The following is an 11,626-nucleotide window of genomic DNA, read 5'->3' as shown; positions in this document are numbered from 1 at the left end:
CGCAATGACGCGAGATTTCGTCACCCCACCGTCGACGACCCGCCCGCCGCCGGCGCTGCTGCGCTCACCCCCGCCAGCGCATCGCGCAGGGCCTGCTCGCGGGTGTGGTCGAGCGAGGTCTTCAGCACCACGCCGCCGGTGCCCTTGATCGCCTCCAGCACCTTGTCGCCGGTGACGCGCTGGACCAGCACGAACAGCGCCGCATTGCCCGGCTGCAGGCTGCCGGCGAGATCCTTCATGAAGGCGTCGTTGACGCCGTAGTCGGTCAGCGCCCCGCCGAGCGCGCCCGAGGCCGCGCCCAGCGCCGCGCCGGCCAGCGGCATCAGGAAGATCGCGCCGATCAGCAGGCCCCAGAAGGAGCCCGAGGCCGCGCCCATGGCGGTGGTGTTGAGCAGCTGGTTCAGCTTCACCTTGCCGCCCTCCTGCATCACCGCGATGGCGGCGTCGCCGATCTCGATCAGATATTCCTTCTGCAGCGCGAAGAGCTTCTGGCGCATCTCCTCGGCGCGGGCTTCGGTCGGGTAGACGATGACGACGAGATCGGACATGGGGCTCTCCTGCCGCGTAGGATGTCGCAGACTAGACCGCGGTTCTTGACGGGTCTGTGGCGAGGCTAGCCGAAAGCGGAGGGCCCGGCGCGATCTGAATCAATCGACCGCAGGCGCCTTGGCGGCCTGGACCGCGCCGCTGCGCAGCGGCAGTTCCTCCATCCGCAGCAGGAAGCCGAGCGCGCAGGCGAAGCCGAGGCAGGTCGCGGCGAAGACATACTGGAACAGCCGCACCATGGTGTCGCGATCGACGCCGTCGAGCCGGATGGACTCGTGCGACAGGCCCGGCCCGGCGCCGCCGATGCCGCCGAGCACGATGGCCCCGAAGATCGCCACGATCAGCGCCCCGCCGATCTGGCGGAAGAAATTCGCCGCCCCCGTCGCGGTGCCCAGCTGATGCGGCAGCACCGCGTTCTGGATCGAGACGGTCGCGACCGGCAGCATCGTGCCGAGCCCGAGGCTGATCAGCGCCAGCAGCGCGCAGAAGGGCACGAGCGGCATCCGCCCGGCCTGCCAGGCCAGCAGCGCCACCCCGACCAGCGCGACGCTGAGCCCGATCACCGGCACGCGCTTGTAATGCGTCAGCCGCGTCATCGCCCGGCCCGACAGCGTCGCGCCCATGACCGTGCCCACCGTCAGCGGCAGCAGGCCGAGCCCCGAGGAGGCGGCACTCAGCCCCATCACGCTCTCGAAATAGATCGGCAGGTAGATCGTCAGGCCGATGAAGGTGCCCATGCCGAAGCCGGCCGCGATCGTGCCCATCCGCACCACCTTGTTGGCGAGGATGTCGAGCGGGATCAGCGGCTCCTGCGCGGTGCGCAGCCGCCAGGCGAAGGCGAGCCAGAGCAGGAGCGACAGCGCCACGAGCCCGCCGATCGGCGCGGACGCCCAGGGGTAATGCGTGCCGCCCCAGGAGAGCGCCAGCAGCAGCGTCATCGTCGCGCTGGTGATCAGCGTGGCGCCGAGCAAATCGAGCCTGTGGGGCCGCTCGTGTCGCGGCAGCCGCTTCAGCGCCGAACTCGTCATCGCATAGGCGGCCGCGCCGAGCGGCAGGTTGATCCAGAAGATCACCGACCAGTGCAGCCGTTCCGCGATGACGCCGCCCAGCACGGGTCCGAGCAGCGAGGACGCCATGAAGACGGAGGCGATATAGACCTGGTAGCGCCCGCGCTCCTTGGGCGAGACCATGTCGGCGACGATGGTCTGCGCCAGCGCGATCAGCCCGCCGCCGCCGAGGCCCTGGACGAAGCGCGCCAGCACCAGGAGCCAGAGCGAGGGCGCCAGCGCGCAGGCCAGCGAGCCCGCCATGAACACGGCGATGCCGCTGAGCAGCACGACGCGCCGGCCATGGATGTCGGCGAGCTTGCCGTAGAGCGGTGTCACCGCGGTCGAGGCCAGGAGATAGGCCGTTACCACCCAGGGCAGATGCGTGACGTCGCCGAGCTCGCGCCCGATCGTCGGCATCGCGGTGGCGACGATGGTCTGGTCGAGCGCCGCCAGGAACATGGCGAGCATGATGCCGAACAGGATGCTGCGGATGTCCTCGTGGCGCATCGGCGCCTGCGCGGCCGCCGCCTGATGCGCCGAGGGGTCGACCCGCTGATCCATGAAGTGCCGTGCCCGCCCTTGCATCTGAGGAAGGCGCCAGTCTAGGTGGCGGCCCGGCCATGCACCAGAGGCGGGGCGAGCAGAGCCGGTCTGGCGGCCATGCACGGCGGCATGGTCCCTGTCGCAAGACCACGCCGCGGCGCCCCGCCGGCCAAGGGGGCTGATCAGGCCGCGTCCCAGACCGGCGAGAGGCCCTCGGGCTTGAGCACCCGCCCGTTCGGCTCCGCCAGCCCATGAATCGCCGCCATCTCGGCCTCATCGAGGGCGAAGTCGAAGATCGCAGCGTTGTCGCGGGCGCGCTCCTCGCTCACCGTCTTCGACAGCGCGACGACACCCTCCTGCTGCACGAGCCAGCGCAGCACGATCTGGGCGATGCTGCGATGGTGCCGCGCGGCGATCTCGGCGAGCAGCGGATCGGCGAAGACCTTGCCGTCGGCCATCGCATAATAGGCGGTCAGCGCCATCCCGGCTTCGCGCATCGCCGCCAACAGCCGGCCCTGGTCGAGATAGGGGTGGTCCTCGACCTGGTTGGTGACGAGCGGCGCGGCGCTGAGCGCGCGTGCCTGCGCGAGCAGGGCGATTGTGTAGTTGCTGACGCCGATATGACGCGTCCTGCCGGCCTCGCGCACGGCGTTGAGCGCGCCGATCTGGTCGGCCAGCGGCACGCTGCCATTGGGCCAGTGCAGCAGCAGGAGGTCGACATGGTCGGTCTTCAGCTTCGCGAGGCTCTCGTCGACGGAGGCTGCGAACCGATCCGGCGCGAAATTGTCGATCCAGACCTTGGTGGTCAGGAAGATGTCGCCGCGCGCCACGCCGCTGCCGGCGATGGCCTCGCCGACGGCGGCCTCGTTGCGGTAGATCTGGGCGGTGTCGACATGGCGAAAGCCGAGCTTCAGCACGGCGGGCACCATGCGCAGCACGTCCGGCGCCTGCATCCGGAAGGTGCCGAAGCCGAGCACGGGGATCGCGGCGCCGTGGGCGGTGATGGTTTTCATGGTCGGTTCTCCCGCCGACCGGGGCGGCGGGCGCGCCCTCGCTAGCATGTCGGGGCAGGCCGCGGTGGCAATTCCGCGCCGGTCTTATTTCCGCCGCGACCTTACAATCGCAGGTCGGCTTCCCCATGTCGGATTCACGGTCGACGCGAGTAGCCGCCTTTGCGGCTGCTGCCATTCGTCACGGCCGGCCTCGAGACAAGACCCTATTCGGCCGCGCTTCCCGTCGGGAGGCGGGGAGTGCTGTCGCGCCACGGTTGCCGGAGCGCGACCGAGGCGTGGGCCGTCACGCGCGCCATGGCTCCAATTCTGTTTGCTTCCGCTTCAAGGAAAACCCCGTTGATCGCTTATCTGGTTCTGGTCCACCGGTATCCCGCGCAGTTCAAGCGCATGTTCAAGTCGATCTACGATCCCGCCAATCACTATCTGATCCATGTCGACAAGAATTCCGGGCCCGAGCTCGAAGCCGATATCCGGCGCTACCTGCGCGGCTTTCCCAACAGCGCCATCCTGACCAGCCATCATGCCCGCTGGGGCGGATACAGCCTCGTCGATGCCGAGCTGCGCGGCATGGCACAGTTGCTGGAAATGGGCGCCGACTGGGAGTTCTTCGTCAATCTCAGCGGCCAGGACTACCCGCTCAAGAGCCAGGACGAGATCGCCACCTTCCTGAAGCGGAACCGCGGCAAGGAGTTCATCAAGGTCCTCGACCAGCGCAAGGCGCGGCCCGAGACGATGAAGCGGGTCAGCCGCTATGTCGTCGAGTTCGAGAAGCGCATCGTCCGGACGCCCTTCCCGCGCGCCTTCATGGCCGGCGTCTCGCCCTATATCGGCAATCAGTGGATGATCGTGAGCCGGCGCTTCTGCGAGTTCGTCTGCCACGACCCGGAAGCCGAGCGCTACAAGGCCTTCTACCGCAACACTTTCATCGCCGATGAGGGCTTCTTCCAGACGGTGATGATGAACACGGCCGAACATGGCGAGGTCGTCAGCGACGATCTGCGCATGATCGACTGGGTCCCGGACGGCGACATCAAGCTGCGTCCGCGCACCTATCTCGCTTCCGACGCGCCGGAGCTTCTGGCGAGCCCCTGCCTGTTCGCGCGCAAGTTCGACGCGACGGTCGACGACGCGGTCCTCGGCCTCCTCGACGAGCGTCTGCGCGCGGATGAACGGTCGCCCTCCCCCGCACGCCGGCCGTCGCCCGTTCCGGTCCACGTCTCGGTACCGGTCTCCCAGGCCGCGTTCCTGGCGTCCTGAGCCGCAGCCGAAAGCAGAAAGTCGATCATGGCACTGAATTTTCCCAATCCCGTCCGCAGCTTCGATCCCGGCCGCTCCTGCGTCAGCTTCTGGGGCTCCGACGCCTCGCTCGAGATCGCCTTCCAGATCGAGATCGACGCGCTGCGCCGGCTCGGCGCCGAGCCGGGCGAGGCCCAGATGCTGGCGACCTTCGACAGCCATCGCGACGCCATCCTGAGCGCGGCCGCAGCGGCCTATGGCCGCCACAAGGGCAGCTATCACCGCCTCACCGTTGCCGACATCGTCGGGAAGGGCTGACGACATGGCACGCCCCCCCTACAAGCTCGGCGATCTCGTCCAGCTCACCGCCGGCTTCCACAACCAGGTGCGGCCCGGCCCCTTCGAGATCACGCGGCTGATGCCGCCGCGCGACAACAAGGAGGAGCAGTACCGCGTGCGGGGCCCCGACGGCCTCGAGCGCGCGGTGGGCCATCACGAGATCGAGGAGGAGATCCCGCTTCCAGGCGGGACCACCACCTAGGCGGGGAGGGCCACAGCATCATTCTCGGGCGCCGCGCCGCGACGAACCCGAGAAGCTCATGCCGGATGATGCGCTGGAGGCGCGCGAACCCCTCCCCCTCGTGGGGAGGGGAAGGGGTGGGGGGCGTAAAGCTCGAGTATGCGGCGTGGCTTTGGGCTACGACGCCGATGCCGCGTGATCTTCGACCCTCCCGCTCACCCGGTCGTTCGCCCCCACCCCTGCCCCTCCCCACGAGGGGGAGGGGTTCGCGTCGCGCCCTTCGACAAATCTTATCCCCGGCACGCGGACCCAAGCCTATTCTCCCCTCGCTCTCCCCGACCGAGGGGGCTTCGCGAGGCGTCGTGTGGCCGGGGAGGGTGCGGTGTTCATGGGGGACGACCGTCGCGGGTCGGACGCCATCGAGGGGCTTCGTCGCCCGGGTCGACCACAACCCGGTCCGTGAGGGACGAAACGCGCGACGAAAGCACCAAAGAGAACCGCGTGCGGGACGGGGTGGCTGCTGTTGGCGCTGCTTCGACACGACATTCGACATCGACATCGGCACGCAGCCGTCGACTGCGACGCCACCTTCGTCCCGCGCATCCCCTCGGATACGCTTCAAGACCCGAAAACCCCGCGGCAGAGAGCCGGCCGGGGCTTTCGGTGCTATGATGACCTGCAACCGGAGAGGCCCATGCCCCTGCTCAGCGCCAGCGACTCGACCCTCGTCCTGATCGACTTCCAGGCCCGGCTGATGCCGGCGATCCATGAGGGACCGGCCCTCGTCGCCCATGCGCAGAGGCTGGTCGCGGCGGCCGGCCTGCTTGGTGTGCCGATCGTGATGACCGAGCAGAACCCGGCGGGGCTCGGCGGCACGGTGCCGGAGCTGGCGGGTGCGGGGCCGGTGATCGCCAAGACGAGCTTCGACGCCTGCGCGGAGGGAGCCTTCCTCGAGGCGCTGGCGGGCGACGGGCAGATCGTGCTCTGCGGCTGCGAGGCGCATGTCTGCCTCGGCCAGACCGCGCTGACCCTGCTGGCCCATCGCCGCCGCGTCGCCGTGGTACAGGACGCCAGCGGCTCGCGCCGTCAGGAGTCGAAGGACGCCGCCATGGCCCGCCTCGCGCGCCATGGCGCCGAGATCGTCACCACCGAGATGGTGATCTTCGAATGGCTGCGCGACGCCGGGCACCCCCGCTTCCGCGAGGCCTTGAAGCTGGTGAAGTAGGGCGGGGGCTTTTTCCCCGGAACCTCATAGTCATCCTGGGCGAGCGGCGAAGCCGCGAAGCCCGGGATCCATCATAGGGTTCGGCGGCGCCTCATGATGGATCCCGGCCGAGCTTCGCTCGCCCAGGATGACGGCGTCTGTTGCGGGAGCAAAAAACCTAGAGCGGCTTCCGGATCCATTTCGAGATCACGCCGACGAGGCCCTCGCGGAAGGTCATGACGCAGATCACGAAGATGACGCCCTGCACCACCGTCACCCAGGCGCCCAGCCCGGCGAGGTAGTTCTGCATGGAGACGATGACGATCGCGCCCGCGATCGGCCCGAAGACGGTACCGAGCCCGCCGACCAGCGTCATCAGCACGACCTCGCCCGACATCGACCAGTGCACGTCGGTCAGCGACGCCAGCTGGAAGACGATCGCCTTGGTCGAGCCGGCGAGCCCCGCCAGGCTGGCCGAGAGCACGAAGACGGCGAGCTTGTACTGGTTGGCGCGGTAGCCGAGCGAGATCGCGCGCGGCTCGTTGTCCCGGATCGCCTTGCAGACCTGGCCGAAGGGCGAGTGGATGATGCGGTAGATCGCCAGCAGCCCGGCCATGAAGATCGCCGCGACGAGCCAGTACAGCGTCCGGTCGTCGGCAAGGCTGATCAGCCCGAAGAGATGGCCGCGCGGCACCGCCTGGATGCCGTCCTCGCCGCCGGTGAAACGCGGCGTCTGCAGCGAGAAGAAGAACACCATCTGCGCCAGGGCCAGCGTGATCATGGCGAAATAGATGCCCTGCCGCCGGATCGCCAGCGCGCCGAAGACCAGGCCGAGCCCGCCCGAGACGGCCGTGCCGAGCAGGATCGCCAGCTCCGGCGTCAGGCCCCAGTTCTTGGCGGTGTAGGCGCAGACATAGCTGGCCATGCCGAAATAGGCGGCGTGCCCGAAGGAGAGCAGGCCGCCATAGCCGAGCAGCAGGTTGAAGGCGAGCGCGAACAGCGCGAAGCACAGGACCTTCATGACGAAGACCGGATAGGCCACAAAGGGCGCGATCACGAGCGCGATCGCAATGCCGATCATGATGGCGCGATGCAGGCGCAGCGTGCCCTTGTCGGCCTCGCCCGGCAGGGCGGCGGCGGGGGCTTCGGTGGCGGCGATGTCGGCCATGGTCAAATCCTCGTCTCGCGGCGGGCGGCCATCACGCGGCCCGTCCGAACAGGCCGGCCGGCCGCACCAGCAGCACCAGCACCATGATGATGAAGATCACCGTCGCCGAGGCCTCCGGGTAGAAGACCTTGGTCAGGCCCTCGACCAGCCCGAGCGAGAAGCCGGTGACGATGGCGCCCAGGATCGAGCCCATGCCGCCGATGACGACCACGGCGAAGACGACGATGATGAGGTCGGCGCCCATGTTCGGGTTGACCGAATAGATCGGCGCCGCCAGCACGCCGGCGAAGCCCGCCAGCGCCACGCCGAAGCCATAGGTCAGCGTCACCAGCAGCGGCACGTTGATGCCGAAGGCCTGGGTCAGCGTCGGGTTCTCGGTCGCGGCACGCAAGTAGGCGCCGAGCTTGGTCTTCTCGATCAGGAACCAGGTCGCGAGGCAGACCACGAGCGAGGCGACGACGACCCAGCCGCGGTAATAGGGCAGGAACATGAAGCCGAGGTTCTGCCCTCCCCGCAATTCGGCGGGGATCTGGTAGGGCAGGCCGGACGAGCCGAATTCGTTGCGGAACAGACCCTGGATGATCAGCGCGAGGCCGAAGGTCAGCAGCAGCCCGTAGAGATGGTCGACATGCGCGATGCGCTTGAGCAGCAGCCGCTCGATCGCGATGCCCGTCGCGCCGACCACCAGCGGCGCCAGCAGCAGCGCCACCCAGTAGTTGATGCCGAGATAGTTCAGGCACATCCAGGCGACGAAGGCGCCCATCATGTACTGCGCGCCATGGGTGAAGTTGATGATGTTGAGCAGCCCGAAGATCACCGCCAGCCCGAGGCTGAGGATGGCGTAGAACGAGCCGTTGATCAGGCCGAGAAGGACCTGGCCGAACAGCGCCTGGGGCGGGACACCGAGAAGTTCGAACATGCGGGGCTCAGATCATCTGGAAGGCGGAGTGTCTTCGCAACAACCTCTGCCGTCGTTCCGGGCGGAGCGAAGCGGAGACCCGGAATCCATCGAAGGGCGCAACAGCTCTAGGATGGATTCCGGATCGGCGCCGCTTCGCGGCTTGTCCGGAATGACGCCGGAGGGGGCGAGGCCCGGGACAACCGGGCCTCGACGGTTCACTTCTTGACGAGCGGGCACTCGCTCTCGGCGAGCGGGCGGAAAGCCTGCTCGGCCGGCAGGACCGAGACCTGCTTGTAGTAGTCCCACGGGCCCTTCGACTCGGCGGGCTTCTTGACCTCGAAGAGATACATGTCGTGCATCTTGCGGCCGTCGACGCGCACCGAGCCCTTGCCGAAGAGCGGGTCGTCGGTCGGCAGCTCCTTCATCTTGGCCATCACCGCCGCCGAGTCCTTCGACTTCGCCGCCTCGACCGCCTTGAGATAGTGCAGCATGCCGGAATAGACGCCGGCCTGGACCATGGTCGGCTTCTTGCCGCCATTGGCCTTGGCGAAGCGGTCGGCCCAGGTCCGGGTCTGGTCATTGGTGTCCCAGTAGAAGGACTCCGTCAGCACCAGCCCCTGGGCGGTGGCGAGGCCGAGCGAATGCACGTCGGTGAGGAAGACGAGCAGCCCCGCCAGCTTCTGGCCGCCGGCGACGATGCCGAATTCGCCCGCCTGCTTGATCGAGTTGATGGTGTCGCCGCCGGCATTGGCGAGCCCGATCACCTTGGCCTTGGAGGCCTGGGCCTGCAGCAGGAAGGAGGAGAAGTCCGTGCCCGGGAAGGGCGTGCGCACCGCGCCGAGCACCTTGCCGCCGTTCTTGGTGACGATCGCGGCGGTGTCGCGCTCCAGCGCATGGCCGAAGGCGTAGTCGGCGGTGAGGAAGTACCAGCTGTCGCCGCCGGCCTTGACCATGGCGCCGCCGGTGCCCTGGGCGAGCGCATAGGTGTCGTAGGTCCAGTGCACCGTGTTGGGCGAGCAGGCCTTGCCGGTCAGGTCGGAGGAGGCCGCGCCGGAGTTGATGTGGATCTTGTTCTTCTCGCGGGTGATCTGGTTGACCGCGAGCGCCACCGAGGAGGTCGGCACGTCCAGGATCAGGTCGACGCCGTCCTGGTCGTACCAGGTGCGGGCAATCGTCGATCCTACGTCGGGCTTGTTCTGGTGGTCGGCCGAGACGATCTCGACCTTGATGCCCTTCTCGGCCGCCTTGAAGTCCTCGACCGCCATGCGGGCGGCGATCACCGAGCCTTCGCCCGACAGGTCGGCATAGAGGCCGGATCGGTCGTTGAGGACGCCGGCCTTGATGCTGATCTGCTGGGCGAGCGCGGGCGCCGCCATCACGGCGGCGAAGGCGGTCGTGGTCAGAAATGTCTTGAACTTCATGATGTCTCTCTCCCTGAGATTGGCGTCATTTTCGACGTGATGTCCGATATGGATCGGATTGGGGGCCTTCGAATCCGCCAGGCGGCGGGTTCAGACCCCGAGATAGCCGTGCAGCTTGTCGATATTGGCGTCGAGCTGGTCGTTCTCGATCATGTCGATCACCTTGCCCTGCTCGACGACATAGTGGCGATCGGCCACCGTCGCCGCGAAGCGGAAGTTCTGCTCGACCAGGATGATCGTGTAGCCCTGCTGCTTGAGCTTGCGGATGGTCGCGCCGATCTGGTCGATGATGACCGGGGCCAAGCCCTCCGTCGGCTCGTCGAGCAGGAGGAAATGGGCGCCGGTGCGCAGGATGCGCCCGATCGCCAGCATCTGCTGCTCGCCGCCCGAGAGCTTGGTGCCCTGGCTCTTGAGGCGCTCCTTGATGTTGGGGAAGAGCGTGAAGATCTCGTCGAGCGAGAGGCCGCCGGGTCGCACGCGCGGCGGCAGCATCAGGTTCTCCTCGACGCTGAGCGAGGCGTAGATGCCGCGCTCCTCGGGCACATAGCCGAGGCCGAGCCGCGCGATCGCCCGCGAGGGCAGCCCGATCGTCTCCGTGCCCTCCAGCACGACCGAGCCCTTGCGCTTGCCGATGACGCCCATGATCGACTTCAGCGTCGTCGTCTTGCCGGCGCCGTTGCGGCCGAGCAGCGTCACCACCTCGCCCTGGGCGACATCAAAATCGATGCCGTGCAGCACATGGGATTCGCCGTACCAGGCCTCGAGCCCGCGCACCTTCAGCATCGGCGCCGCGGTGGCGGCGACGGGGGACCTCGCGGCCTCAGTGAGCATGGCCGACTCCCGAACCGATATAGGCCTCGACCACGCGCGGATCCTTCGAGACCTCGGCATAGTCGCCCTCGGCCAGGACCTGCCCGCGCGCCAGCACGGTGATGCGGTCGGACAGCGAGGCGACGACCGAGAGATTGTGCTCGACCATCAGGATGGTGCGGTTCTTGGAGACCTTGCGGATCAGAGCCTCGATGCGCTCGACATCCTCGCGGCCCATGCCGGCCATCGGCTCGTCGAGCAGCATCATCTCGGGATCGAGCGCCAGCGTGGTGGCGATCTCGAGCGCGCGCTTGCGGCCATAGGAGAGTTCGACGGCCGGAAGTTCGGCGAAGGCCGAGAGGCCGACGGCCTCGACGAGGCGCAGCGCCTCCTCGTCGAGCGGCTTCAGCACCTCTTCCGAGCGCCAGAAATCGAAGGAATCGCCGCGCTTGCGCTGCAGCGCGATCCGGACATTCGCCTTGACGCTGAGCTGGGGAAACACGGCCGAGATCTGGAAGGAGCGCACCAGCCCGAGACGCGCGATCTCGGCGGGCTTCTGGCGGGTGATGTCACGCCCGTTATAGACGATCGAGCCCTTGGTCGGCGCAAGAAATTTGGTCAGCAGGTTGAAGCAGGTCGTCTTGCCCGCGCCGTTGGGCCCGATCAACGCATGGATCGTCCCGCGTTTGACCTTGAGGTCCACGCCGTTGACGGCCGAGAACCCGCCGAACTCCTTCGTCAAACCCGTGGTGGTGAGAATAATATCCTCAGCCATGCGCAACGCTTGCAATCGTCATCTTGGTCTTTCTTGTTTTGGACCGTCTCCCTCGTGGTTCATGCTGCACCGCGCTCGGCGCGTGAGTCAACGCCGCGCGCGCGGCAATACGGCCTTGTGAAACACGGCTCATCCCTTCGTCGTAGAGAGGCCGGCCGCTTGCCCGAACGGGCGCGCCCACGCCACCCGCTCATCCAAATGGAGGACGCGCCGGGTAGCGCCCGCACGCTAACCCAAAACTATCGCGCGCGTTTGAACCTGGACCGCCGCCGCCGCGACGAAGACGGCAAGGGCAGCCTGAAGCCCGGTTTGCGCCGGTGGCTTTTTCGAGTAATGTTTCGGGCTGTTTCCTGGCGATCCTGCGGCCGCTCCATGGCGGCCACCACCCGCTTCGCGCTTCCGCCGGCGCCGGTGCGGGATTATCCGGCAGTGGCGGACCG

Annotated in this window: 12 protein-coding genes; 4 read left to right on the top strand and 8 right to left on the bottom strand. The window is 67.7% G+C overall.

Translation table 11 applies throughout. The features are described from left to right. Positions 1 to 20 precede the first annotated feature (20 nt). The 3 genes from BSY19_RS07815 to BSY19_RS07805 form a co-directional block, all read right to left on the bottom strand. Positions 21 to 548 carry a DUF1269 domain-containing protein gene (locus BSY19_RS07815; RefSeq protein ID WP_069053661.1) on the bottom strand — a complete coding sequence of 176 codons (528 nt, stop codon included), beginning with the start codon at positions 546 to 548 and terminating at the stop codon, positions 21 to 23. A gap of 99 nt (positions 549 to 647) precedes the next feature. Continuing rightward, positions 648 to 2,156 (bottom strand): MDR family MFS transporter, encoded by a 1,509-nt coding sequence (locus BSY19_RS07810; protein ID WP_083247476.1) that lies wholly within the window; start codon positions 2,154 to 2,156, stop codon positions 648 to 650. A 164-nt stretch (positions 2,157 to 2,320) separates the two neighbouring features. Next, on the bottom strand, positions 2,321 to 3,151 hold the full coding sequence (locus BSY19_RS07805) for an aldo/keto reductase (RefSeq protein ID WP_069053660.1): 831 nt from the start codon (positions 3,149 to 3,151) through the stop codon (positions 2,321 to 2,323). Positions 3,152 to 3,487: 336 nt separating this feature from the next. Here BSY19_RS07805 and BSY19_RS07800 point away from each other — a divergent pair, with 336 nt between their 5' ends. From BSY19_RS07800 to BSY19_RS07785, 4 genes are all read left to right on the top strand, one after another. Then, a complete protein-coding gene (locus BSY19_RS07800; RefSeq protein WP_069053659.1) occupies positions 3,488 to 4,408 on the top strand; it encodes a beta-1,6-N-acetylglucosaminyltransferase in 921 nt (306 codons plus the stop codon). 27 nt (positions 4,409 to 4,435) lie between these two features. Next, positions 4,436 to 4,705 carry a DUF1488 family protein gene (locus BSY19_RS07795; protein ID WP_069053658.1) on the top strand — a complete coding sequence of 90 codons (270 nt, stop codon included), beginning with the start codon at positions 4,436 to 4,438 and terminating at the stop codon, positions 4,703 to 4,705. 4 nt (positions 4,706 to 4,709) lie between these two features. Further along, positions 4,710 to 4,928: a hypothetical protein gene (locus BSY19_RS07790; protein WP_069053657.1), complete on the top strand. Its 219-nt coding sequence runs from the start codon at positions 4,710 to 4,712 to the stop codon at positions 4,926 to 4,928. Between the two features lie 673 nt (positions 4,929 to 5,601). Continuing rightward, positions 5,602 to 6,132: a hydrolase gene (locus BSY19_RS07785; RefSeq protein ID WP_069053656.1), complete on the top strand. Its 531-nt coding sequence runs from the start codon at positions 5,602 to 5,604 to the stop codon at positions 6,130 to 6,132. Positions 6,133 to 6,289: 157 nt separating this feature from the next. Here BSY19_RS07785 and BSY19_RS07780 read toward each other — a convergent pair whose 3' ends face one another. The 5 genes from BSY19_RS07780 to BSY19_RS07760 form a co-directional block, all read right to left on the bottom strand. Beyond that, entirely contained in the window at positions 6,290 to 7,279 is a 990-nt protein-coding gene (locus BSY19_RS07780) for a branched-chain amino acid ABC transporter permease (RefSeq protein WP_069053655.1), read from the bottom strand. A 31-nt stretch (positions 7,280 to 7,310) separates the two neighbouring features. Beyond that, the gene (locus tag BSY19_RS07775; protein WP_069053654.1) at positions 7,311 to 8,198 is read right to left on the bottom strand and encodes a branched-chain amino acid ABC transporter permease; all 888 of its coding nucleotides are present in this window, start codon (positions 8,196 to 8,198) and stop codon (positions 7,311 to 7,313) included. A 197-nt stretch (positions 8,199 to 8,395) separates the two neighbouring features. After that, entirely contained in the window at positions 8,396 to 9,601 is a 1,206-nt protein-coding gene (locus tag BSY19_RS07770; RefSeq protein WP_069053653.1) for an ABC transporter substrate-binding protein, read from the bottom strand. Between the two features lie 90 nt (positions 9,602 to 9,691). Beyond that, on the bottom strand, positions 9,692 to 10,432 hold the full coding sequence (locus BSY19_RS07765; RefSeq protein ID WP_069053652.1) for an ABC transporter ATP-binding protein: 741 nt from the start codon (positions 10,430 to 10,432) through the stop codon (positions 9,692 to 9,694). Next, complete coding sequence (locus BSY19_RS07760) at positions 10,422 to 11,186, bottom strand: ABC transporter ATP-binding protein (RefSeq protein WP_069053651.1); 765 nt, start codon at positions 11,184 to 11,186, stop codon at positions 10,422 to 10,424. Before BSY19_RS07760 ends, BSY19_RS07765 begins: the two co-directional genes overlap by 11 nt. Between the last annotated feature and the right edge of the window lie 440 nt (positions 11,187 to 11,626).

This window comes from Bosea sp. RAC05 (genome assembly GCF_001713455.1).
Classification (GTDB): domain Bacteria; phylum Pseudomonadota; class Alphaproteobacteria; order Rhizobiales; family Beijerinckiaceae; genus Allobosea.
Note: the sequence above shows the minus strand (reverse complement) of the source record. Positions and strands in the feature narration are given on the sequence as shown.